19 protein-coding genes and 1 pseudogene are annotated in these 24,029 nt (G+C 36.3%); 12 read left to right on the forward strand and 8 right to left on the reverse strand.

Going from position 1 to position 24,029, the window contains the following annotated elements; all coding sequences use genetic code 11:
* Positions 1-117 precede the first annotated feature (117 nt).
* Complete coding sequence (locus tag E2R68_RS03910) at positions 118-1,413, forward strand: NCS2 family permease (protein ID WP_134276210.1); 1,296 nt, start codon at positions 118-120, stop codon at positions 1,411-1,413.
* A gap of 90 nt (positions 1,414-1,503) precedes the next feature.
* On the opposite strand, the gene E2R68_RS03915 is transcribed toward E2R68_RS03910, so the two are convergent.
* Positions 1,504-2,430: a D-2-hydroxyacid dehydrogenase gene (locus E2R68_RS03915; protein WP_134276211.1), complete on the reverse strand. Its 927-nt coding sequence runs from the start codon at positions 2,428-2,430 to the stop codon at positions 1,504-1,506.
* 220 nt (positions 2,431-2,650) lie between these two features.
* Here E2R68_RS03915 and acnA point away from each other — a divergent pair, with 220 nt between their 5' ends.
* From acnA to E2R68_RS03930, 3 genes are all read left to right on the forward strand, one after another.
* Positions 2,651-5,389, forward strand: coding sequence for an aconitate hydratase AcnA (gene acnA / locus E2R68_RS03920; protein WP_134276212.1), 2,739 nt, complete (start codon positions 2,651-2,653; stop codon positions 5,387-5,389).
* A 170-nt stretch (positions 5,390-5,559) separates the two neighbouring features.
* Positions 5,560-6,327 (forward strand): ferredoxin--NADP reductase, encoded by a 768-nt coding sequence (locus E2R68_RS03925; protein ID WP_134276213.1) that lies wholly within the window; start codon positions 5,560-5,562, stop codon positions 6,325-6,327.
* Between the two features lie 213 nt (positions 6,328-6,540).
* Positions 6,541-8,139 (forward strand): B12-binding domain-containing radical SAM protein, encoded by a 1,599-nt coding sequence (locus E2R68_RS03930; RefSeq protein WP_134276214.1) that lies wholly within the window; start codon positions 6,541-6,543, stop codon positions 8,137-8,139.
* 92 nt (positions 8,140-8,231) lie between these two features.
* On the opposite strand, the gene E2R68_RS03935 is transcribed toward E2R68_RS03930, so the two are convergent.
* Together E2R68_RS03935 and E2R68_RS03940 are read right to left on the reverse strand one after the other, a co-directional pair.
* The gene (locus E2R68_RS03935; protein ID WP_134276215.1) at positions 8,232-9,860 is read right to left on the reverse strand and encodes an NAD(P)/FAD-dependent oxidoreductase; all 1,629 of its coding nucleotides are present in this window, start codon (positions 9,858-9,860) and stop codon (positions 8,232-8,234) included.
* A 105-nt stretch (positions 9,861-9,965) separates the two neighbouring features.
* A complete protein-coding gene (locus E2R68_RS03940; RefSeq protein ID WP_134276216.1) occupies positions 9,966-10,160 on the reverse strand; it encodes a hypothetical protein in 195 nt (64 codons plus the stop codon).
* A gap of 117 nt (positions 10,161-10,277) precedes the next feature.
* Here E2R68_RS03940 and sfsA point away from each other — a divergent pair, with 117 nt between their 5' ends.
* Entirely contained in the window at positions 10,278-10,985 is a 708-nt protein-coding gene (gene sfsA, locus E2R68_RS03945) for a DNA/RNA nuclease SfsA (protein WP_134276217.1), read from the forward strand.
* A gap of 97 nt (positions 10,986-11,082) precedes the next feature.
* Here the strand turns inward: sfsA and E2R68_RS03950 are convergent, their stop codons facing one another.
* Positions 11,083-11,556: a peroxiredoxin gene (locus E2R68_RS03950; RefSeq protein ID WP_134276218.1), complete on the reverse strand. Its 474-nt coding sequence runs from the start codon at positions 11,554-11,556 to the stop codon at positions 11,083-11,085.
* Between the two features lie 258 nt (positions 11,557-11,814).
* Here E2R68_RS03950 and E2R68_RS03955 point away from each other — a divergent pair, with 258 nt between their 5' ends.
* The 4 genes and pseudogenes from E2R68_RS03955 (at position 11,815) to E2R68_RS03970 (ending at position 17,321) form a co-directional block, all read left to right on the forward strand.
* The gene (locus E2R68_RS03955; RefSeq protein WP_134276219.1) at positions 11,815-14,073 is read left to right on the forward strand and encodes a peptidase U32 family protein; all 2,259 of its coding nucleotides are present in this window, start codon (positions 11,815-11,817) and stop codon (positions 14,071-14,073) included.
* A 246-nt stretch (positions 14,074-14,319) separates the two neighbouring features.
* Entirely contained in the window at positions 14,320-14,982 is a 663-nt protein-coding gene (locus tag E2R68_RS03960; protein WP_134276220.1) for a hypothetical protein, read from the forward strand.
* 265 nt (positions 14,983-15,247) lie between these two features.
* Positions 15,248-16,852, forward strand: a complete 1,605-nt coding sequence (locus tag E2R68_RS03965) for an ABC-F family ATPase (protein ID WP_134276221.1) — start codon at positions 15,248-15,250, stop codon at positions 16,850-16,852.
* A gap of 134 nt (positions 16,853-16,986) precedes the next feature.
* Positions 16,987-17,321: pseudogene (locus E2R68_RS03970) on the forward strand (hypothetical protein).
* A gap of 68 nt (positions 17,322-17,389) precedes the next feature.
* On the opposite strand, the gene ahpF reads toward E2R68_RS03970, so the two are convergent.
* Positions 17,390-18,967, reverse strand: a complete 1,578-nt coding sequence (ahpF, locus tag E2R68_RS03975; RefSeq protein ID WP_134276222.1) for an alkyl hydroperoxide reductase subunit F — start codon at positions 18,965-18,967, stop codon at positions 17,390-17,392.
* A 197-nt stretch (positions 18,968-19,164) separates the two neighbouring features.
* Positions 19,165-19,722 (reverse strand): alkyl hydroperoxide reductase subunit C, encoded by a 558-nt coding sequence (gene ahpC / locus E2R68_RS03980; RefSeq protein WP_134276223.1) that lies wholly within the window; start codon positions 19,720-19,722, stop codon positions 19,165-19,167.
* A 220-nt stretch (positions 19,723-19,942) separates the two neighbouring features.
* Here ahpC and E2R68_RS03985 point away from each other — a divergent pair, with 220 nt between their 5' ends.
* The 3 genes from E2R68_RS03985 to E2R68_RS03995 all read left to right on the forward strand — a co-directional run bounded on the left by E2R68_RS03985 (position 19,943) and on the right by E2R68_RS03995 (position 23,322).
* Entirely contained in the window at positions 19,943-21,154 is a 1,212-nt protein-coding gene (locus E2R68_RS03985) for a DEAD/DEAH box helicase (RefSeq protein WP_134276224.1), read from the forward strand.
* A gap of 84 nt (positions 21,155-21,238) precedes the next feature.
* Positions 21,239-22,708 carry a M48 family metalloprotease gene (locus E2R68_RS03990; RefSeq protein ID WP_134276225.1) on the forward strand — a complete coding sequence of 490 codons (1,470 nt, stop codon included), beginning with the start codon at positions 21,239-21,241 and terminating at the stop codon, positions 22,706-22,708.
* Between the two features lie 200 nt (positions 22,709-22,908).
* Entirely contained in the window at positions 22,909-23,322 is a 414-nt protein-coding gene (locus E2R68_RS03995) for a hypothetical protein (protein ID WP_134276226.1), read from the forward strand.
* Between the two features lie 159 nt (positions 23,323-23,481).
* Here E2R68_RS03995 and E2R68_RS04000 read toward each other — a convergent pair whose 3' ends face one another.
* Together E2R68_RS04000 and E2R68_RS04005 are read right to left on the reverse strand one after the other, a co-directional pair.
* Positions 23,482-23,643 carry a YqaE/Pmp3 family membrane protein gene (locus E2R68_RS04000; protein ID WP_134276227.1) on the reverse strand — a complete coding sequence of 54 codons (162 nt, stop codon included), beginning with the start codon at positions 23,641-23,643 and terminating at the stop codon, positions 23,482-23,484.
* A 52-nt stretch (positions 23,644-23,695) separates the two neighbouring features.
* Complete coding sequence (locus E2R68_RS04005; protein ID WP_166738797.1) at positions 23,696-23,995, reverse strand: antibiotic biosynthesis monooxygenase; 300 nt, start codon at positions 23,993-23,995, stop codon at positions 23,696-23,698.
* Between the last annotated feature and the right edge of the window lie 34 nt (positions 23,996-24,029).

Below are 24,029 nucleotides of genomic sequence, written 5' to 3' on the forward strand. Positions count from 1 at the left end.
ACATTTTTGCTAGCTAATAAAACCAGTTCTTCTATAATTGCGCCACATTCACGCAGGATCATTTGATTCTGCTAGGTCGTAATAAATGACCTCCCAAGCGCTCGTAATGGAAGAATTATGTTAGAAAAACTATTTAAACTAAGCGAACACAGCACTAATGTGAAAACAGAAATTGTTGCAGGCTTTACTACCTTCTTAACCATGGCTTATATCATTTTTGTTAACCCATCAATGTTATCAGCAACAGGTATGGATCCAGGCGCTGTATTTGTAGCAACTTGTTTAGCTGCTGCTATCGGCTGTTTCATCATGGGTTTATACGCAAACTACCCTGTTGCACTTGCTCCGGGCATGGGGCTTAATGCCTTTTTCTCATACACTGTTGTATTGCATATGGGTTACACATGGCAAGTTGCATTAGGTGCAGTATTCTTATCGGGTGTTTGTTTTACCCTATTAAGTTTATTCAAAATACGAGAGTGGATAATTAACTCAATTCCATTACCAATGCGTAAAGGTATTGCAGCAGGTATTGGTTTATTCTTAGGTTTAGTTGCACTTAAAAATGCAGGCATTGTTGTTCCAAACCCAGCAACTATCGTTGGTCTAGGTGATTTAACGGCTCTACCGGCTGCATTGGCTTGTTTAGGTTTTATCGCAGTTATTGCATTAGCACATTATCGTGTTAAAGGTGGCGTAATGATCGCTATCTTAGGTGTGACAGTGATCGGTCTGATATTAGGTGATGTTCATTATGTTGGCATCATGTCTATGCCACCAAGCATTGCACCAACTTTCTTACAGATGGATATCGCAGGTGCATTTAATGTTGGCATGATCAGCGTGGTATTTGCTTTCTTATTTGTAGATTTATTTGATACGTCAGGTACTTTAATTGCCGTTGCTGATAAAGCAAAACTACTAGATAAAGACGGTAACCTACCTCGTTTACACAAAGCGTTATTAGCAGATAGTGGCGCTTCAATTGCTGGTTCAATGTTAGGTACATCAACTACAACCAGTTATATTGAGAGTGTTTCAGGCGTTGCTGAAGGTGGACGCACAGGTTTAACCGCTGTTGTTGTTGGTGTTTTATTCCTACTAGCTCTGTTCTTTGCTCCATTAGCTGGAATGGTACCTGCTTATGCAACTGCCGGTGCATTACTATATGTAGCAGTATTAATGGTTGCTGGCTTAAAAAGCATTAACTGGGATGATATTACAGAAGCAGCACCTGTTGTTATTGTCGCAATCATGATGCCATTGACTTTCTCAATTGCAAACGGCATCGCGATTGGTTTTATTGCATACGCAGCTATCAAAGTAGCAAGTGGAAAAGCAAAAGAGCTAAGTGTTAGTGTTTGGTTCCTTGCTGCTTTATTCCTAATGAAGCTTATTTTCTTCCCTGGATAAACACTAGGAATTAAATATTTTTCGTTAATAAAAAACGCCACTTTATTTTATTAAAGTGGCGTTTTTGTTATTAAAAATTAATTGAAAAAACTATTCTCTAAAAAGTTTTATATTCTGCACAACTTTACCTATCAAACATTTACGAGCCTCAACGCTTGCCCAAGCGGTATGTGGTGTAACCACTAAGCGATGAGGTGATTTTAAGGAAAAATAAGGATGATTTGATAGCATTGGCTCAACGGCTAATACATCAGTCGCATGATAGATATCTTGTGTATCTAATGCTTCCGCCATAGCTTGCTCATCAATAATGCCACCTCGACCTAAATTCATAACAATAGCACCTGGTTTTAATTGCTGTAGTTCCTCAACACCAATTAAGTTTTCAGTTTGCTCATTAAGGGGAGCATGAATAGAAATAACATCACATTCACTTAATAACGATTCCAAGCTAACTTGATGAAAATGTTGCTGAGTATTGTAACCAGAAGTAGAGTAATAACAGACTTCACAACCAAATGCAGTGGCTAATTCTGCAACACGTTGCCCAATAGCACCTAATCCAATAACGCCCCAACGCTTTCCTTTGATTTCAAAAAAAGGACGTTCAATATGCGTAAATATAGGGCTATCACACCATTGTTGCTCTGCAATATATTGATCGTAATAACGTGTTTGATGCACTAGTTGAAATAATAAAGAGAAGGTAGATTGGCTAACACTTTCAGTAGAGTAGCCCGAAACATTTTTAACAGTGATCCCAGCTTTTTCTGCTGCGGTTAAATCAACATTATTGGTTCCTGTCGCTGAGATACAAATTAATTTCAACTGTGGGTTTTCAGCCATATGTTGTGCAGTTATCAGTACTTTATTAGTAATAACAACATCATGTCCTGCAAGCCTTTCAGAAGTTTGTCCCACATCTGTTGTTTGAAAAATAGTAACATCGCCCAAACAGTCAAATACTGATAAATCACTGTCACCTAATGATAGTGCATCCAACAAAACAATTTTCATTTATACCTCTCATCTCAATTACGTAAAGTTCATTGTAGTTTTATTAAGCTGAAGTTGTTAGTAATAAGTTCACAGATGATTAGGAGCACATAACGTTTTAATACTGCTAAGTATTTCTCAGCATAACTATTTACCCACCCTTAAATTTATCTCCTAATATGTTAGTGTATATTTATTGAGCTTAACGTTATTCATCAAATCTTTTTATGGAGAACTACTAATGAGCAAAGCAATCCAGTATTTACAACAATTTATCATTAATAATAAGGCTTATAATTATTATAGTTTTGAAAGCCTATCTAAAGAATATGATATTTCCCGCCTTCCCTTTGCCGCCAAAATTTTATTAGAAAATTTATTGCGACATGCAGATAGTAATTTTGTACAAACACAAGATATCGACACGCTCGCTAAATGGGATGTAGATAATTGGCAAGAGACTGAAATTGCCTTTGTACCCTCACGCGTTATTTTACAAGATTTTACGGGGGTACCCGCCGTTGTTGATTTAGCAGCAATGCGTGACGCTATTATCACAATGGGTGGGCAAGCCGATAAAATTAATCCTTTGAATCCTGTAGAGCTAGTTATTGATCACTCTGTAATGGTGGATGTGTTTGCTCAAGCCGATGCGATGCAACAAAATACCGCCATTGAATTTCAACGCAATAATGAACGCTATCAATTCTTACGTTGGGGCCAACAGAGTTTTGATAACTTCAAAGTCGTCCCCCCGGGGCGTGGCATCGTGCATCAAGTTAACCTTGAATATTTAGCCAGAGTTGTCTTTAACAAAACCGATGAAAATAATTTATTGTATCCAGACACCCTAGTTGGTACAGATTCACATACCACCATGATCAATGGATTAGGTGTATTAGGTTGGGGCGTGGGTGGCATTGAAGCAGAAGCGGCAATGCTAGGACAACCTGTCACCATGTTATTGCCTGAGATTGTTGGTTTTGAGTTAACAGGAAAACTCCCTGCTGGCACCACTGCAACAGACTTAGTATTAACCGTCACCGAGCAATTACGAGCAGCAGGAGTAGTAGGTAAATTTGTCGAATTCTTTGGTGAAGGCGTTAATGAATTAACATTAGCTGATCGAGCGACCATTGCGAATATGGCACCAGAATATGGTGCAACCTGTGGTATTTTCCCTATTGACCATCAAACCACTGATTACTTGCAATTAACTGGTAGAGACAGCGAACAAATCGAGCGAATTACGCATTACTTAAAAGCTATGGATATGTGGGGAACCGAATCCCAGCAGAATGCTGTTTACCATACTCGATTATCACTGCAATTAGGTAAAGTTGTTCCTTCAATAGCCGGCCCTAAACGACCACAAGATAGAATATCACTAGACCAAGCAGGTCAAGCCTATCAAGACTGGTTAGCATTACAAAATAACATTAAACAAGTTGAGATAAAACAAGAAGAAAGTGGTTTTGAAAGTGAAGGCGGTCAAGCTTCCACTTTATTGCCATCAACTGGCGGTGATGCGGGCGTTGCTTGCCAATATAACGGAGAGGATTTTGTTTTAAAACATGGCTCTGTTGTGATTGCGGCGATCACCAGTTGTACTAATACATCAAATCCATCCGTGTTAATTGCAGCAGGTTTACTAGCGAGAAATGCTAAAAAATGCGGATTAGATGTAAAACCTTGGGTAAAAACAAGTTTTGCTCCTGGTTCACAAGTAGTGACTGATTATTTATTAAAATCAGGCTTAAACAAAGATTTAGATGCCTTAGGTTTCCAACTTGTTGGCTACGGTTGTACCACTTGTATTGGTAATTCAGGCCCCCTACCAGCTGAAATTAGTGAAGCAATTCATCAAGGTAATTTATCTGTTACCTCCGTATTATCAGGTAACCGTAATTTTGAAGGACGTATTCATCCTGAAGTACAAGCCAACTATTTAGCCTCACCTCCGCTCGTGGTTGCTTATGCGCTCGCTGGTAATATGAAGATAGATATTGCGACAGAACCTTTAGGTAACAATGCATCAGGCAACCCTATTTATTTGCAAGATATCTGGCCTGATAATCAAGAAATTAAACAAGTGATTGAAGACGTCATTGATAGCTCAATGTTTACTAAACGCTATGCCGATGTTTATAGCGGTAACAAAGATTGGCAAGCGTTAGCCGTTGTACAAAGTCAAAAATATGATTGGCCAGATTCAACTTACGTTAAATTACCGCCCTTTTTTGACAATATCAGTGCTCAAGTGCCAGAAATTAGCGACATCAAAAATGCACGTTGTTTATTAAAACTAGGTGATAGTGTGACTACCGACCATATATCTCCAGCTGGCTCTATTGCGTTAGATAGCCCTGCCGCAGAATATTTACAAGGTGAAGGTGTTGCAGCAAAAGACTTTAACTCTTACGGATCTAGACGAGGTAATCACGAAGTAATGATGCGCGGTACTTTTGCAAATGTGCGACTACGTAACTTATTAGCACCGGGTACAGAAGGGTGTTGGACACGTTTTATGCCATCAGGCAAGCAAATGAGTGTGTTTGATGCCGCAATGCAATATCAACAACAAAACATTGCATCAATTGTATTAGCAGGAAAAGAGTACGGTACCGGCAGCTCCCGAGATTGGGCAGCTAAAGGCCCTGCATTATTAGGGGTAAAAGCCGTGATTGCGCAAAGTTATGAACGAATTCACCGTTCTAATTTAGTAGGGATGGGGATTTTACCACTACAGTTTATGAATGATGACAGTGCTGATTCATTAGATTTGACGGGTGAAGAAGAGTTTACTATTCCGGCTGTTAATTCACAGCAGAAAACAGTTATCGTCTCAGTCACTGCAAAAGATGGCAGTCACTCATCCTTTGAAGCAAAAATTCGAATCGATACACCAAATGAGTTTAGCTATTATCAACACGGCGGCATTTTGCATTATGTATTACGTAACTTAGCCACTGCTAAATAAGGCTAATTAACATAGGAATTAACAGCTTCCTAAATTTAAGCAAATAAGTAGTTAGCTGCTTCCATACTAGCTACTTATTTTTTACCATGAAACCAAGGTTGAAAATTGTAGTCATCATAAGATTAAAAATAATTAAACTCATTTTCTATAGTTAATAATGGAGAAATAAAATGACAAATAATTCTATTCCCCAAGGTTTAATTAAAGGCACTATTGTCGAACGTATTAATTGGACAGAGCAACTATTCAGCCTAAAAATAAAAGCTCCTATACATCCCTTTAAAGCAGGTCAATTCACTAAATTAGCAATGTATACTGAAAATGATGAATGGCCTCGTCGAGCTTATTCATTCATCAACGCCCCTGACGATGAATTATTAGAATTTTTATTAATAACCGTACCCGATGGCGAGTTATCACCTCGTTTAAATAACTTACAAGCAGGTGATAGCCTTTACGTTGGAGAAGATCCAGCAGGATTCATGACATTAGATGAAATCCCCGAGGCAGCTAAAGATCTTTGGATGTTATCAACGGGAACAGCCATTGGCCCTTTCCTATCTATGCTAGCGGATCCTAAATCACTAGATCGTTTTGAACATATTGTGTTGGTTCATGCCGTGCGAACAAAAGCTGATTTAGTATATCAAGATCGTATGACTGCATTACAAGAGAAGTTAGGCACAATATTTAGTTATATCCCCGTTGTTTCTCGTGAGATTGTACCTGATACATTATCAGGCAGGATCCCAGCTTTATTAGCTTCAGGTACTTTAAGTAAAACCAATGGTGTCCCACTCGATCCAATCCACAGTTTCTTTTTAATTTGCGGTAACCCAGAGATGGTACGTGACTGTCGAGCAACATTAGAAGAACTAGGATATAACAAACATCTGCGTCGCCAAGCTGGACACTTCACTTCAGAGAATTATTGGTAATGCTATAGACATATTTATATGAAGAGCTTTATCGAAAATTATTTCATATGGAAAACGTGTTTAGCCAGCATTTTGATGCTGCAACGCTTAACTTTATTTAAATAAATTTATTCCTTGAACAAGCTCAGATTCAAGTAGTAAATCAAGCACTGAATAAAAGCAACGATTACTGTATTATTGAGCACATATTTCCTAATACACGTAAGAATCTCAATGGCTATACAACAATTCGATAATGAACTAACTATTATGCGTACGACTGCAAGTGATGCAAACACACCACTTAACATTGGAGAAACCACTCCTAAAATAGTGCTTGCGACGTTAAATTCAAAATATATTCATGCGAGTTTAGGTTTACGTTACCTGTATGCAAATTTAAAAGATCTTCAACCATACTGTGAAATTAAAGAATTTGTTATTCAAACTTGGCCTATTGATATTGTTGAACAAATTTTAGAATCAAAACCAGACATTGTCGGTTTTGGTGTTTATATCTGGAATATAGTAGAAACAACCAATGTGGTCAGTTTATTAAAAGTAATCGCTCCAGAGGTTAAAGTTGTATTAGGTGGGCCTGAAGTAAGCTATGAATCTGAGCAACAGGCAATTGTCCAAACTGCTGATTATGTGTTAACAGGTGAAGCTGAGATTAGTTTTTACGAACTATGTAAAGATATTATTAATAATGAAAAACCTGCTAATAAGGTGCTTAAATCTAAACCCGTTAATTTAAAAGATCTTGAAATGCCTTACCAATATTACAGTGATGAAGATTTAAAAAATCGCTTATTGTATGTTGAAGCCTCTCGAGGTTGTCCTTTTAAATGTGAATTTTGTTTGTCATCATTAGACACCAAATCAAACCCTTATGAGTTAACAGTCTTCCTGAAACAGATGGAAACTTTATATCAACGTGGTGCACGTAATTTCAAATTTATTGATAGAACCTTCAATTTAGACATTAATACCTCTCTACAAATTATGCAGTTTTTCTTAGACAGAATGACTGATGATTTATATCTACATTTTGAAGTGGTACCTGATCATTTACCGCGTAAATTAAAAGAGATGTTAACGCAATTTCCAGAAGGTAGTTTGCAATTTGAAATTGGTATTCAAACCTTTAATCAAGAAGTACAAACAAACATTAGCCGTAAACAAAATAACCCTAAATCAAAACAAAACTTAATGTGGTTAAAAGAAAATACGACAGCACATATTCACGCCGATCTTATTTTTGGATTACCAGGTGAAACCTTAGAAACATTTAAAGATAGTTTTAACCAATTATATGAATGCCACCCTCATGAAATTCAAATGGGTATTTTAAAACGTCTTCGTGGAACTCCGGTGATTAGACATACAGAAGCTTTTGATTTACGTTTTAATCCTTTACCACCCTTCAATATATTAAGTACTGATCGTATTGATTTTGCAACTATGCAACTGATGAATCGTTTTGCAAGATATTGGGATATGATAGGTAATTCAGGGCGATTTAAACATTCGTTAGATACCATTTTAGCAGCTAATCCTTTCGATAATTTTATGGCAATCTGTAACTGGTTATTTGAAGAAACAGGACAAACACATAAAATTAACCTTAAACGATTGTATGAATTACTTTCACAATCAGTGGAAGCATTATTCCCAGAAATACATCAGGAAGTAATTGCAAAAATTGAATTAGATTACGCGGCATCTAGATTAAAAGGAGTATTTAATACACTTAATCTTTATGCAGGAGAGAAAAAACAGTCAACACGCAAAGGTAAGTTATTACAACGCCAGAAACAGCACATGCAATAAAAAATAAGAGATGATTAAGGCGTAAAATAAATAAAAGCCAATGTGATAGATTGAATGAGTGACTATCACATTGGCTTTATAATAAGTGAAGGTTAAGCTTCTAAATCAGCGATCATTTTTAATGCAACCGCTTCAGCAATTTTAATACCATCAATACCTGCAGATAAAATACCGCCAGCATAACCAGCCCCTTCACCACCAGGGTATAAACCTTGAGTATTAATACTTTGGAAATCAACACCACGTTTAATTTGAACGGGCGATGAAGTACGAGTTTCAACGCCCGTTAACATGGCATCTTTACTATCAAATCCACGAATTTTTTTAGCAAATGCAGGTAACGCTTCACGAATGGCATCAATTGCAAAGTCAGGTAATGCATCACTTAAATCAGTCATTTTTACGTTTGGTTTATAAGATGGTTCAACATTTTGGTAAGGTTTTCCTTGGCCAGCAGCTAAGAAGTCCCCTACCATTTGCGCTGGTGCATCATAATTACTTCCACCCATGATATAAGCATTACGCTCTAATTTACGCTGCAGAGCAACACCTTGCATTGGATCATTATTAAAATCTTCAGGTGAAATACCAACAACAATCGCACTATTTGCATTACGCTCACTACGCGAATATTGGCTCATTCCATTGGTTACAACAGCATGTTCTTCAGACGTTGCAGCCACGACAACACCACCCGGACACATACAGAAACTATAAACACTACGACCATTTTTACAGTGATGAACTAATTTATAATCAGCTGCACCTAAAATAGGATGGCCAGCATTAATGCCAAAGCGTGCTTGATCAATCATCTCTTGTTTGTGCTCAATTCGGAAACCAATTGAAAATGATTGTGCATCCATATGCACGCCTTTATCACGTAACATTTGGAAAGTGTCACGTGCACTGTGACCAATTGCAGCAGTGACATAACGAGAGTTAATCACTTCACCACCATTTAAAGTCACACCTGTCACTTGTTTTTGGCCATCAATATCTTCGATATTAATTTCTTCAACACGTGTTTCGAAACGGATCTCACCACCTAACTCAATGATCTTACGGCGCATTTTCTCAACCATAGTCACTAATTTATAAGTACCAATATGAGGTTTACTCACATAAATAATTTCAGCTGGGGCACCAGCGGCAACAAATTCTTGTTTAACTTTTAAACCTTTAAAACCAGGATCTTTCACTTGGCTATATAATTTCCCATCAGAAAATGTGCCTGCACCACCTTCACCAAATTGCACATTAGATTCAGTATTTAATTCACTAGTACGCCAGAAACGGAAAGTATCTTTAGCTCGTTCATGAACGGACTTACCACGTTCCAAAACAATCGGTTTAAATCCCATTTGAGCTAAAATTAATGCCACAAATAAACCACAAGGCCCCATACCGATAACAATCGGACGCTCTTTTAAATCAGCAGGTGCAGTTGCAACATATTGATAATCTGTATCCGGTGAAACTCGGACATTTTGATCTTTTTCAAAACTAGCTAACAGCTTAGTTTCATCAATATCTTTTAATGAAATATCTAAGGTATAGATAAGGGTAATATGATTTTTTTTACGCGCATCATATCCACGTTTAAATACATGAATATTAACCAATTGCTGTACAGTAATATTTAGCTTTGTTAATACAAACTGCTGCAACGCTTCTTCATTGTGGTCGAGCGGTAATTTAACTTGGTTGAGACGTATCATGATTCACCTGATAATTCGCTTAAAAATAAGCGCGTAGTTTACGTGATCTATCAGTGAAATGTAATATGAATTGAAAGTAATAATCCGAGGTTTAGCTTACTTAAGCTAATTTAATTTATGCATGTTAATAGGGATAATACAACTTGTTGATTGTAAATGTTTAGCACAATTGCTTAAACATAATTCAGCAACCTGTTGCTTAGAAATACTATTTAAACAACGAAAGTCTGCGGCACACAACACCCCTTGTTCAAATAAATACATTAATTTATCTTTATCAATTTCCAGTTGAATAGTCATTTCCTAACTTCCTTATATTACTGTAACGTATCTAGCAATTGACTTAATCTATAAAATATCACAATCAAATGATAATAACTATCATTTAAAATAAAGATATAAAAAACCGGAAAAATAATGATATTTGACACACCACTACAAACAGCAACATTAATAAAACGCTATAAACGATTTTTAGCAGATGTTGTATTAGAAGATGCAACGGAAACAACAATTTATTGTGCAAATACAGGCGCAATGACAGGTTGTGGCAGTGCTGGTGATACTATCTTTTATAGCACTTCGAGTAATAAAAAACGTAAGTATCAATACACTTGGGAATTCACATTAACTCAAAAGAAGCATTTAATTTGTGTAAATACAGCAAAAGCTAATGCCTTAGTAGCACAAGCAATTGAGCAACAAAACATACCTGAATTATTAGGCTACCAAAGCTGTAAAGCAGAAGTGAAATATGGCGAAGAAAATAGCCGTATAGACTTTTTACTCAGTTCTCCAAATAAAGCCGACTGTTATGTTGAAGTAAAAAGCTGCACACTCTTAGATGAACGAGAACAAGCTGGTGATGGTTACTTCCCTGATGCTGTAACCACTAGAGGGCAAAAACATTTACGTGAATTAATTGAAATGAAACAGCAAGGCTTTCGTAGTGTACTTTTATTTGCCATATTACATTCCGGTATACAGCGCGTTAATGCAGCTCATTTTATCGATAAAAAATACACGGACTTATTTGAGGAGGCAAAAACGGCAGGTGTTGAAGTTATTTTATATAAGCCTGATTTAAGTATTTACACTGTTGGCTTAAATTTATTCGAGAAATAAAAAATGAAACTAATTTAGTTTTAGGCTAAATAATGGGCATTTATATACAAGCAAAAATACAAAACGGAAGTAATAACTTCCGCTATAAATTTATAAACTAAAGTGCAGCCAGTACAGTTTCAGCTTTACTTACTTCAAACTCACCAGCCTCTTCAACGTTTAATTGCGTTACAATGCCATCTTCAATAACCATTGCATAACGTTGTGAACGTACACCACCAAAACCTTTTGTGTCCATTGAAAGACCTAATGCTTTAGTGAAACTAGCATCGCCATCACCTAACATGAATAATTCAGAAGCGTTATGTACTTCACCCCATGCTTTCATTACAAATGCATCATTCACGGCAACACAAGCAATTAAATCAACACCTTTAGCTTGAAGCTTATCAGCCAGTACAACATAACCTGGTAAATGAGCTTCTGAACAAGTTGGTGTAAACGCACCAGGAACAGCAAATAAAACTACTTTTTTACCTGTAAATAACTCAATAACATCATGCTGTACCATTCCTTCAGAAGTTAATTGACTTAATGTTGCTGCAGGGATTTTTTGTCCTAATTCAATCATGTTTATATCCTTTTATAGGGTTATGTTAATTAGCTATTTGTGCAAATGAAAGTAACAAACATTTTCAGAACAACAGTCTATCTCTAAAGGTGGTCCGCAAACACTGAATAAAATAGTGGCTATTCAATTACCCCCACTAAAAACACCCAAATTAAATGCTTATTAATTCCACGGCCGCTATACCATAGTAAAAGGGTATGGATAAGAGTAAACTCCTGCCTCAAAATAAAAATGAATCAAATAGATGGTGAGTAAATTATGAGTAGAAAAATCGAATTATTAGCCCCTGGTGGTGATGTTGACGCAATTAAAGCGGCGATAATTGCTGGTGCTAACGCCATTTATTGTGGTTTAGATATTTTCAATGCTCGTAATCGTGCAGCTAACCTATCATTTGATGATTTAGTAGGCGTTATTAAACTCGCACATGAATACCAATGTGAAGTATTTTTAACCCTCAATATTGTCATTTTAGAACATGAAATTCCTGCGCTAACTAAACTATTAAACCAATTAGTTAATACAGGTATTGATGGCATTATCGTGCAAGATCTTGGTTTATTTAACTTAGTTAAAAAATTCTTCCCAAGCTTACATATTCACGCTTCAACACAACTTACTACGCACAATGAAGGGCAAATATTATTCCTAGCTAAAATAGGAGCAACACGCGCCAACTTATCACGAGAGCTTAATTTAGCCGAAATCAAAAGCCTGACTTCATTAGCACATGATCATGAGGTATTAACGGAAGTATTCGTTCATGGTGCTTTATGTATCGCTTTTTCAGGACAATGTTATTCAAGCTCAGTTAGTGTAGGTAATTCAGGTAACCGCGGACGTTGTAGTCAGGCTTGCCGAGATGAATATGAAATAACCAATGCAGGTAACAAGTTCCCCCTTAACCTAAAAGATAATTCTGCATGGTTTGATCTCCCAGAATTAGTCGATGCCGGCGTAGATTCATTAAAAGTAGAAGGCCGTATTAAAGGTGCGCAATACGTTCATACGGTCGTTGATAGTTGGCGACAACAGATCAATCAGTTTATAGACACAGGAAAACTATTAGCCGACGATTCCGCTTTATATAAAGTATTTAACCGTGATTTCACTAATTCCTTTTTAAAAGGCAATCTGACTAAAGATATGTTTATCGATAACCCACGCGATAACAGCTTTACTCATGCGAATGAAAAAAATAATGCTATTTCTGTAGTACAAATCCAAGAAGCTCAAGAGGATTTGCGAGCAGAAAAAAATAAAATTGTGGATCAAGTTGCTGCAAAAGTTGCGACATTAAATATTGATAAGAGTGATTTAACATTACGTTTTTCTGGTCAATTAGGTCATCCTTTTACTGTTGATATTAAAATCAGTAATGGAAATGACGATATTAAAAATTTCATTGTTGAATCCAAATCAACCATGATCACTTCAGAACAATCTGCCGTCACCTCAGATGCTATTGCCAAACGCTTTAAAAGCTTCAAAAATAGCCGTTATAATGTGGCTGAGTTTGATTTTTCACAATTAGCTGAAAATCTAACAATTCCTTTCAAAGAATTAACAGAAGTTAAAAATAAAGTCGCTTATTACCTTAATGATGAAAAAGAAGTTATCCCAGCAGTAACATTACCGCCATTAACCTCACATGATAAACTGAATGAAACCCCAACTTTATCACTATTAATCAGCGATGAAAAAGATGCTTATTTAGGTGATGTTACAACGGCAGACATCTATTACAAATTACCAGAAAGCTTTAAAAAACGTTGTAATAAACAACGTGATATTTTAGTACGAAATCCACGTTTTATTCCTTGGTTTCCTGCGGTATTAATTGGTAAAGATTACATTGAAGCGGTACGTATTCTGGAAGAGTTAAAACCTGAACGTATTGTAACTAATAATACAGGTATCGCTTATAAAGCCTTTGAAATGGGTATTGAATGGATCGCAGGTCCATTTTTAAATACCACTAACTCATACGCACTATTAACCCTACAGGAAGAATTAAATTGTGCTGGCGCATTCATTTCAAATGAAATTAACCGTAATCAAATTAAAAATATTAAACGTCCTGCTAACTTCAAAATGTTGTACAGTATTTATCATCCAATTCTAATGATGACTAGTCGTCAATGTTTCTTCCAACAAACAGTTGGCTGTAACAAACCTAGTATTGAAGATGGTTGTATGTTGAAGTGCCAAAAAGCGACTACGATCACCAACGTAAAAGGTATTTCTTTTGCCATTGATAAACAACTAGGTGGTTACCCAAGTATTTATAACCATGAGCAGTTCTTAAATTTTGATGCCGTTAAAGACTTCTCTCACTTATTTGACGAGTTCTTTATCGATCTGACCGATATCGGTTCAGGTTCAAAAGCACAACAAGATAAAGCGACATTAATTAAACATTTTGAAGGTTTTTTAAAGGGTGATCAACAAGCAGAAGTAACTGTTAATAATATGGTCACAGTTTCAACTAATGCGCAATATCAGCAAGGTTTATAACCTCAACCATTCACACATAAAATGTCGCTTTGCTACAAATACCAAAGCGACAGACTGCACATAAATAACAATACTACCCAATATCACCACCTCAGATTTTTAAGCTGTTTAATCAATCACATAAAATAAATTTATTTCCCTATAAAGTATTGGCTCTATTAATAACGTCATTTATACCATTCCACTTAATTAGATTTGCTAACAGAAAATAGTGTTAAGCGGATTGGTATTATATAAGGATATAAAATGAAGAAAGTTTATTTAGCTTTGAGTGTTGCAGCATTATTAACAGGTTGTGTAAGTACAGCTCCAACTAAAACAGTAGCAACAGCAACAAATGTACAAGCAGTGACAGCAAGCGAAAACCTGATCACTGATCCACAATTCACTTTATTCAGAAAAAATAAAGGCGAAAGTGATGCTTGGGTAAAATTGACTGAAAAAGATAAAGGTATTGGCGATGCAGGTAGCTCTGGTACAACTGCATTTGGTCCAGAAGGTTCTGTACGTTTTCGCTTTAAAAATGCAACGGATGATTTTACTGCGCAACCAGGAGTTATCCAAACTGTAAAAGGTTTACAAGCTAATACTGATTATGAATTATCACTTTATTACAATGATAAAAAAGGCCAAGGTTCACCAAGCCAATTAATATACGGTGTACAAGATTTAGCGGGCAAATCAATTGCAACTAAAGAAGTGCATATTAATGACCTTGAGAATGCACCTAAAGGTGTTTCAGATAAACGTTTCCGCCAAACATTTATAAGCTTTAACTCAGGTTCAAATACTGAAGTTAAAGTTTATGCAAAATTAAATATCACTGATCCATCAAGAATTAAAATGGACGGGAATATTGGCTCTCAAACCGAAGTACGTTTAGATGAAGTGATCTTAATTAAAGAGTAATCTCAGCATCATATAAGGGCTTGTTAACAAGCCCTTAATCACCAACCTCATTCCCAACTCCCCTAAGCTAACCACTTTTTTTATCCTGAATAAATTAATTTCATAAAACACTGAATAAAAATAAAACAAAAATAACCTGCTTTTCTTCACATAATTCGACATTTTAATTGCTTAATCTGTATACTGCGCGCCCGTATTATTTCTGCAACGTTATTAAAGCCGATTGGCACATAACTTCTTGCTCTTAACTGATGGAATCTTAGCTTTGATATCTACCGCAAACATTACAATGCAATTTGGCGCAGAGCCGTTATTTGAAAATATCTCTGCAAAATTTGGACACTTCAACCGCTATGGTTTGATTGGTGCTAATGGTTGTGGCAAATCAACTTTCATGAAGATTTTAACCGGTGAGCAAGAACCAAGTTCAGGTAATGTGTCACTCGATCCCGGTATTAAAATGGGTACGCTGAGCCAAGACCAGTTTGCTTTTGAAGAGTACACCGTTATTGATGCAGTGATCATGGGTGATAAAGCACTATGGAAAATCAAACAAGAGCGTGACCGTATTTACTGCTTACCTGAAATGACCGAAGAAGATGGCATGAAAGTAGGTGAACTTGAAAGTGAGTTTGCTGAAATGGATGGTTACACAGCAGAAAGTCGTGCTGGTGATATTTTATTAGCCGCAGGTATAGAAGAAGAGTTCCACTTTGGTTTAATGAAGCAAGTTGCACCAGGTTGGAAATTACGTGTGTTATTAGCACAAGCATTGTTTGCAAACCCAGATTTATTATTATTAGATGAACCAACTAATAACTTGGATATTCATACTATCAACTGGTTATCTGATGAATTAAACAAACGTCGCTGTACCATGGTGATTATTTCGCATGACCGTCACTTCTTAAATTCTGTTTGTACACACATGGCCGATATTGATTACGGCGAGTTACGTATTTACCCTGGTAACTATGAATACTTCCTTGAAGCTTCTTCATTAATTCGTGAACAGTTATTAGCTGAAAATGCGAAGAAAAGTGCAGAAATAGATGAGCTACAAGACTTTGTAAATCGCTTTGGTGCTAATGCATCTAAAGCAAAACAAGCAAGTTCTCGCGCTAAGAAAATGGACAAAATTAAGCTAGACGAAGTTAAATCAACTAGCCGTATGCACCCTTCTTTATCTTTTGATGAAGGTAAAAAAATGCATCGCCAAGCATTAGTCCTTGAAGATTTAGGTCATGGTTTTGATGAAGGCCCTCTCTTTAGTGCTGGTAATATTATTTTAGAAGCAGGTGCTAAACTTGCGATTATCGGTGAAAATGGTGTTGGTAAAACCACTTTCATGCGTTGTTTGGTGAATGATATTGAACAAAATGTAGGTGTTGTTAAATGGTCTGAAAATGCATCAATCGGCTACTGCCCTCAAGATAGTAGTACTGATTTTGATAACGACCTCACCCTAATGGACTGGATGGGACAATGGCGTACTAGCAAGCACAGTGATTTAATCGTTCGTGGTATCTTAGGTCGTTTATTATTTACTGACGATGATGCAAATAAAAAAGCACGCAATTGTTCTGGTGGAGAAAAAAACCGTTTATTATTTGGCAAATTGATGATGCAAGACGTTAACGTTTTAGTAATGGATGAGCCAACTAACCACATGGATTTAGAAGCTATTGATGCCTTAAACAACGCATTAAAAGCATTCAAAGGAACGCTTATCTTTGTTAGCCATGACCGTGAGTTTGTTTCATCACTTGCGACACGTATTATTGATATTAAAGATAAAAAAGTAGTCGATTTTCAAGGAACTTATAATGAATATCTTGCCAGTCAGGACGAAGCTAAACTGCGTACTTAACTTAATATAGAGCAGACTTTAATAGCGATAAACTTATTGACTCGTTTATCGCGCCTTTCTCACTTCCTCTCCCTAATCCCTTACATACCCGCTCTATTTCAAAACAAAACATTAATTCAAAATAACTTTATTTAATGAAGATATCACAAGCTTTACCTCTGGATATGCAAAACTGTCTGCAATGGCTATTATTAACACTTTGCCTAAGCATTATTATTGTTATGTTAATGTGGACGCTCGATAAATTTGTTGCACCAGGAGTACTACTAAAGCATTTGTATCAGGAGTGCAAAAACGTTTCACTTATGGATTGATTTTTTTACTTCATGGCGCATCAACATTATCCGCGTATAACCAATACCTAGATGGCTTTAATCACTTACTGTTTTTTGCTGCTTGGCCTATGTGGGTTGCTTGTTTTACGCTGTATTTATTACGTGATGCAGATGTGAAATTTACTATTAAATAATCGATTTTTGAAATAAAAAAAGCCGAATAATAGTATTACTCGGCTTTTTTATTGATGGATAATAGAGACTACTTGCTCGGCGCAGGTGTTCTAATTAAGTGGTCAAATGCACTTAAGCTTGCTTTTGAACCTTCACCCATTGCGATAATAATTTGCTTATAAGGGACAGTCGTTACATCCCCAGCCGCAAATACACCTGGTAATGACGTCTCACCTTTAGCATTCACTTCAATTTCACCACGTGGTGATAAAGCAACGCCACTGTCTTTCAAGAAATCACTGTTTGGCACTAGACCGATTTGTACAAAGATACCTGATAATTCAATTTCATTTTCTTCATTACTTACACGGTCAAGGTATTTAAGTGAAGTAACACGTGTACCGTCACCAATCACTTCTGTTGTTTGTGCACTCTTAATAATCTCGATATTGGCAATGCTATTTGCTTTATCTACTAATACTTGGTCTGCACGTAATGTATCAGCAAACTCTAAAACAGTTACGTGCGCTACGATACCAGCTAGGTCGATTGCCGCTTCAATACCTGAGTTACCACCACCAATTACCGCTACTTTTTTACCTTTGAATAATGGACCATCACAGTGAGGACAGTAAGCTACACCTTTATTACTATACTCTTGCTCACCTGGTACGTTCATTTTTCTCCAACGAGCACCCGTTGATAAGATAACACTACGGCTTTTTAATGTAGCACCACTTTCAAGTGAAACATGAATGTAACCATCTTCTGTTTTTTCTGCAGCAACCACTGCATCAGCACGCTGTTCATTCATAATATCAACATCATATTCTTTTACGTGTTCTTCAAGCGCAGCGGCTAATTTAGGTCCTTGCGTTTCTTTAACTGAGATAAAGTTTTCAATCGCCATCGTGTCCATCACTTGTCCACCAAAGCGCTCAGCAAGCACACCTGTACGAATGCCCTTACGTGCTGCATAGATAGCAGCTGATGCACCTGCAGGGCCACCACCAACGACTAATACTTCATACGGGTCTTTTTCATTCAATGCTGCCGCTTGTTTCTTCGCAGCCCCTGTATCCATTTTGTTAAGAATTTCACTTAATGTAATGCGTCCTTGAGTGAAAACCTCACCATTTAGGTACACACTCGGTACCGCCATAATATTGCGTTCTGCCACTTCATCTTGAAACGCAGCACCATCAATCATTGTTGTTTTTATGTTTGGATTGATAGCAGCCATCATGTTTAACGCCTGCACAACATCAGGACAGTTTTGACAACTTAATGAAATAAATACTTCGAAGTTAAACTCGCCTTCAAGGTGACGCACTTGTTCAATCACCTCGGCATCAATCTTCATCGGATGACCACCACTATGCAATAATGCTAATACTAGTGATGTAAATTCGTGACCCATTGGTAAACCAGCGAAACCGATAGCGGTGTTTTTAGTTGGATTAACCACTTGCATGATTGGTTGACGAGCACTTGCAGATTGATCTTCAATAACGCTGACTTTGTCGTGTAATGAAGCGATATCAGTCGCTAATAAATGTAATTTTTTAGCCGTTTCACTGTCATCAAGACTAAGAACAAGTTGTACTTCTGTTTTTAAATTTTCTAGGTACGCTTTTAATTGCGCCTTCATATTTTGGTCTAACATAATCCCACCTTTGTAACTTTTTATAGCTGCGTTGATCCACGTTTATTGAAAAACGTCATTAAGCAAATTGGTTAATTTAAAAATCGACTCTCACGTCAATAAGGTAATATAAAAATCTATTTTTAAATGACCTCAGTCTATTGACTAAGGTCTATCTAGTACTAAGCAACGTCAAAGCTGCTTAGTTTTTTTTAGACTTAGATTTTACCTACTAGGTCTAAAGAAGGTGCTAATGTTTCTTCGCCTTCTTTCCATTTAGCTGGACATACTTCACCTGGATGAGCAGCAACATACTGTGCAGCTTTAACTTTACGTAGTAGGTCTTCAGCGTCACGGCCAATCCCTTCAGCAGTGATTTCCATTGCTTGGATTGTACCTTCTGGGTCGATTAAGAATGTTGCACGGTCTGCAAGGCCTTGACCTTCACGCATTACGTTAAAATTGTTTGTGATGTTGCCTGATTGATCACCAACCATGAAGTAGTTGATTTTACCAATAGTATCAGAGCTATCGTGCCATGCTTTGTGAGTGAAATGCGTATCTGTTGATACAGAGAAAACTTCAACACCACGTTTTTGTAACTCTTCGTAATGGTCTGCTACATCGCCTAATTCAGTAGGACATACAAAAGTAAAATCAGCAGGGTAAAAGAAAAAGATAGACCATTTACCTAATACGTCTTGCTCAGAGATCTCAACGAATTCACCTTGTTTAAATGCAGTTGCGTTGAATGGTTTAATTTGAGTATTGATCATTTTAATATTCCTATTTAAGTTATTTACATTATTTAGATTCGTTCTCCGAATCCATGGAAAGCATTATGTAGTAAATATTTGGATAGGTAAAATCGTTGTTTTTTATTAAATTAATAACTAAAAGCTATCAACCCTAAAGCTAATTAACTAAGTGGATTAAGCTATGCATATGCTAGAATGCCTCTGTTTTCCATTTAACGTTTATAAGTAGAGATAAGCTATGTCTTTTTCATCCCTTGGATTGAGTGATCCGATAGTACAAGCTGTAACCGAACAAGGTTATACAACACCTACACCTATTCAAGAAAAAGCGATCCCAGTTGTTTTAGCCGGTAAAAACCTCATTGCAGCCGCACAAACTGGGACCGGTAAAACTGCTAGTTTTGTTTTACCTATTCTACAAAAATTAATTGATGCTCCAATGGTTCGTCCAAAACGTGTTCATGCCATGATTTTAACGCCAACCCGTGAGCTTGCGATTCAAGTGGAAGCGAATATTAGGTTATATGCAAAGCACCTAAATATAACTTCTATGGCAATGTATGGCGGTGTTGATATTGAGCCTCAAAAACAAAGCTTAATTGAAGGAGTTGATATTTTAGTCGCAACACCGGGGCGATTATTAGATATGTATACTCGACGTGCTATTCATTTTGATGAAACCAGCATTCTAGTTATAGATGAAGCCGATCGTATGTTGGACATGGGGTTTATTGCAGACATCAATAAAATTGTTGAAAAGCTACCTGAAGAGCGTCAAAACTTATTATTCTCTGCAACTTTATCTAAACAAGTTCGTTTCTTAGCAAGAACAGCTGTGACCGACGCAAGAGAAATTTCAATTGCACCAGAAAATGTCACTGTTCCCAAAATTGCACAACGTTTAATTACGGTGGACAAAGAGTTTAAATCAGCTCTATTGAGTCATCTTATTCATGAGAATAAATGGCAACAAGCGTTAATTTTCATCGAAACAAAACGTGGCGCGGCTAAATTAGTAAGTCAATTAGAAAAACGCGACATTGCTGCTGAGTCATTCCATAGCGGACGAAGTCAAGCCGTACGTGAACAGCTAATGGCAGACTTTAAAGATCGTAAAATTCAATTCTTAGTGGCAACGGGCATTGCCGCTCGTGGTATTGATATAGATGATTTAGAACGTGTTATTAACTACGATTTACCTGATGAAGCAGAAGATTATGTACACCGTATTGGACGTACAGGTCGAGCAGGGGCTGAAGGTGAAGCTATTTCATTATTATCACGAGATGACTTTAGAAACTTATGTGCCATTGAACAGCATTTAGGTTATTTTATTCAACGTGAAGTAATCGAAGGTTTTGAAGCTAAACTAGTTGTACCTGAATCGAATGCAGCTCATGCACCTAAAAAAGCACAAAAAGGTCGCCGTCGCCAATCGAACAGACGCTAGCACTTAAACTGCAATAAAAAAGTCTACTGCGAGTCATTTCACGTATCTATTAGAATGCTCGCAGTAATATAAGGATATAAACTCATGCTCCCATTTAATCTTCAAAAAAAACAATATTCCTTCTTTAAAAAGAAATTACTACTGCCTATTTTTGTTGTATTAAGTGTATCAGCATGTACTGCGATATTAAGTACAGATTATGATAAAACTGTAGGAGCAAAAGCAGCCAAACAAGTCTCTGCACAGATGGGTTTATACCAACCATTAGAGATGCAACAATATGTCAATAATGTGGGTCAACGTTTAGTTAAAGAGTTAGACAACAATCAATTTACCTTCCAATTTAAAATCGTTGATGATGCAACTCCCAATGCCTTTGCATTACCTGGCGGTTATATTTATATATCTCGTGGTTTATTAGCTTTACTGATGAATGAAGACGAACTTGCTTGTGTACTAGCACATGAAATAACCCATGTAACACAACGCCATTCAGTACAACAAATGAGTTCAAATATTGTCCCTAGCATTATTAAAATACCCGGAAATATTGTCGGTTTATTTAGTGACCAACTGGGTAACTTAATCAACACACCAATCAATGCTGGTAATAATTTATTTTTATCCCGTTACAGCCGAGGGCATGAAACAGAAGCTGATACATTAGGGATAACTCTTGCGGCTAAAGCTGGTTATAAACCAACTTCGATGAGCCATATTCTTACACGATTAAATGACACCATTGAATTTACTTCACAGGAAACTCAAGAAAAAAGTTATTTTGATAGCCACCCTTACACACCCGATCGCGTTAAGAATGTGCAACAGGTATCAAAAAGCTTAACAACTGTTGAACGCGCTCCTATTGACCTCTCTTTCCCAGATAAATTAGATGGTCTAGTATTCGAAGAAAATCCGGCAAATGGTATTTTTCAAGCGAGTCTCTTTTTACAACCAAGTATGGGGTTCACCATGGAGTTCCCTGCACAATGGGCACTCTATAATCAGCCTCAAGCAGTCATAGCAATGCGAGAAAAAGAACAAGCCTTTATTGCATTAAGTGGCACAGGTAATAAATATTCTGCACTAGAAAACGTGACAAAATTTCAAGAAGCCTTCAAAAAAGAATACGATAAAGAACTCACTTACAAAGAAATTAATTTTGAATGGGGTGGCAAAGGTTATTTAATCACACTACAAGATAAAGGGCAGAGTGTTCTCTTTTTGTGGCTTGATTTTAATAAAACAACAATGCAAATATCATCGGTTGCGCCACATGCTTTTAAAAAGAAACTAATGGCCAGTGCTTTAAGCTTTAAACCCATTACTCAACAACAAATAGCGTCTATTAATGAGAAGGTCTTACGTGTCGTTAAAGCAAAAGACCATGAAGATATTAAAACATTAAAGCAACGTGAACACGGTATTGAAGAGTTAGAATATACCATTTTAATTAATGACTTAAATAAAGATCAGCCTCTTAAAAAAGATCAAAAAGTAAAAATAATTAAAGAACAACCCTTCACAGATGATTTATTATTTAAGAAGCAATAATAAATTTCAGATTGATTCCAAACTAAGTCAAAGTCGAATGTTATTAAGTTAACATTCGATTTGTCTGCCCTCATCTATAAGTGGTATCCCTCAGAATAATTTAAACCGATAACATTAATTCTAAAAAATGAAATTAATTAAACAAGACAACGGTCTTAATATGTTCTGTATTCAACCCGTTAATTTTTTAAGGAATTTCAATGTCACAGGCAATTTCATCAAATCTAAAAACTCGATTGCAATGGTCTCTTTTATCATTACGAGTAGGTGTTTTTATTGTGTTTCTCATGTGGACTTTAGACAAGTTTTTTTATCCCGGCCACACAGCTAAAGTCTTTGAAAAGTTTTATGGTATCAGTGGTTCAAGCGATATAATCGTATATGTTTTAGCAAGCTTGCAAGTATTATTAATTTTAGCTTTTGTTACTGGAGTTAAGAAACGCATTACTTATGGTTTGATATTTTTGATGCACGGAGCCTCTACATTATCAGCATTTGGACAGTATTTAGATGGTTTTAATAACTTATTATTTTTTGCTGCTTGGCCTATGTGGGCGGCCTGTTTTACACTTTATTTATTACGTGATGAGGATGTTAAATTTACAATCAAATAAAGTGATTGCAACCAAGTTCTAAAGCAATCACAGCAATTAATAGTTGTATTTTACGCTTGCTTTAATTGACATAAAAAATAGCCTCTATATTAAATATTAATATAGAGGCTATTTCATTTTAAACAGTAAATTTCACATATTTACAATTTAATAATAATGCTATTTTTGTGTTGTTAACCATAGAGCATGAATAATGCCTGGAACAAAAAAGAACAGGCTAAGCACGAAGTTAATAATAAAATCTTTACCTAATCCATACTTTATTAATACAGCAAGAGGAGGTAATAAAATACAAATAATAATATTAAGCAATTGATTCACAGTATTTCTCCAATTTTAATGTGCAGACTTATATTAAATAATGAAGCAAGGCTTATGCTTTCAATTTATCAGAGACTATATGCATTTCAATTGGTTTAAGTGTCTTAACAATACAAGACTCCATAACTGATAAAACTTCTGGTTCAACATCATCTAAAGCAAATGCTTTATTGCGTTTATCTTCACTCTCCCATTGTGCATAAGCAGCAAACGTATTATCCGTAATTTCATGGAGTCTTGAACCGATTTGGCCGTGTTTATTGACATAGTGATCTGTCACTATGTTCCAAGAGGCGATAAATTCATCCTTTTTATCTTCTTTAATTTTCCACTGATAAAGTACGGTATACATAAAACCCTTAAAAACATAAAAATGATTAGAGGAA

Origin of the sequence: Psychromonas algarum (assembly GCF_004376845.1) — a bacterium.
Taxonomy (GTDB): Bacteria; Pseudomonadota; Gammaproteobacteria; order Enterobacterales; family Psychromonadaceae; genus Psychromonas.

What these genes read in the sequence shown, in the direction of transcription:
- E2R68_RS03935 (WP_134276215.1), bottom strand. Translation starts at nt 9,860, where the DNA reads ATGATACGTCTCAACCAAGTTAAATTACCGCTCGACCACAATGAAGAA.
- E2R68_RS03960 (WP_134276220.1), top strand. Translation starts at nt 14,320, where the DNA reads ATGAAGAAAGTTTATTTAGCTTTGAGTGTTGCAGCATTATTAACAGGT.
- E2R68_RS03985 (WP_134276224.1), top strand. Translation starts at nt 19,943, where the DNA reads ATGTCTTTTTCATCCCTTGGATTGAGTGATCCGATAGTACAAGCTGTA.
- E2R68_RS03910 (WP_134276210.1), top strand. Translation starts at nt 118, where the DNA reads ATGTTAGAAAAACTATTTAAACTAAGCGAACACAGCACTAATGTGAAA.
- E2R68_RS03925 (WP_134276213.1), top strand. Translation starts at nt 5,560, where the DNA reads ATGACAAATAATTCTATTCCCCAAGGTTTAATTAAAGGCACTATTGTC.
- acnA (WP_134276212.1), top strand. Translation starts at nt 2,651, where the DNA reads ATGAGCAAAGCAATCCAGTATTTACAACAATTTATCATTAATAATAAG.
- E2R68_RS03915 (WP_134276211.1), bottom strand. Translation starts at nt 2,430, where the DNA reads ATGAAAATTGTTTTGTTGGATGCACTATCATTAGGTGACAGTGATTTA.
- E2R68_RS03995 (WP_134276226.1), top strand. Translation starts at nt 22,909, where the DNA reads ATGTCACAGGCAATTTCATCAAATCTAAAAACTCGATTGCAATGGTCT.
- E2R68_RS03950 (WP_134276218.1), bottom strand. Translation starts at nt 11,556, where the DNA reads ATGATTGAATTAGGACAAAAAATCCCTGCAGCAACATTAAGTCAATTA.
- E2R68_RS03955 (WP_134276219.1), top strand. Translation starts at nt 11,815, where the DNA reads ATGAGTAGAAAAATCGAATTATTAGCCCCTGGTGGTGATGTTGACGCA.
- E2R68_RS04005 (WP_166738797.1), bottom strand. Translation starts at nt 23,995, where the DNA reads ATGTATACCGTACTTTATCAGTGGAAAATTAAAGAAGATAAAAAGGAT.
- E2R68_RS03990 (WP_134276225.1), top strand. Translation starts at nt 21,239, where the DNA reads ATGCTCCCATTTAATCTTCAAAAAAAACAATATTCCTTCTTTAAAAAG.
- E2R68_RS03940 (WP_134276216.1), bottom strand. Translation starts at nt 10,160, where the DNA reads ATGACTATTCAACTGGAAATTGATAAAGATAAATTAATGTATTTATTT.
- ahpF (WP_134276222.1), bottom strand. Translation starts at nt 18,967, where the DNA reads ATGTTAGACCAAAATATGAAGGCGCAATTAAAAGCGTACCTAGAAAAT.
- ahpC (WP_134276223.1), bottom strand. Translation starts at nt 19,722, where the DNA reads ATGATCAATACTCAAATTAAACCATTCAACGCAACTGCATTTAAACAA.
- sfsA (WP_134276217.1), top strand. Translation starts at nt 10,278, where the DNA reads ATGATATTTGACACACCACTACAAACAGCAACATTAATAAAACGCTAT.
- E2R68_RS03930 (WP_134276214.1), top strand. Translation starts at nt 6,541, where the DNA reads ATGGCTATACAACAATTCGATAATGAACTAACTATTATGCGTACGACT.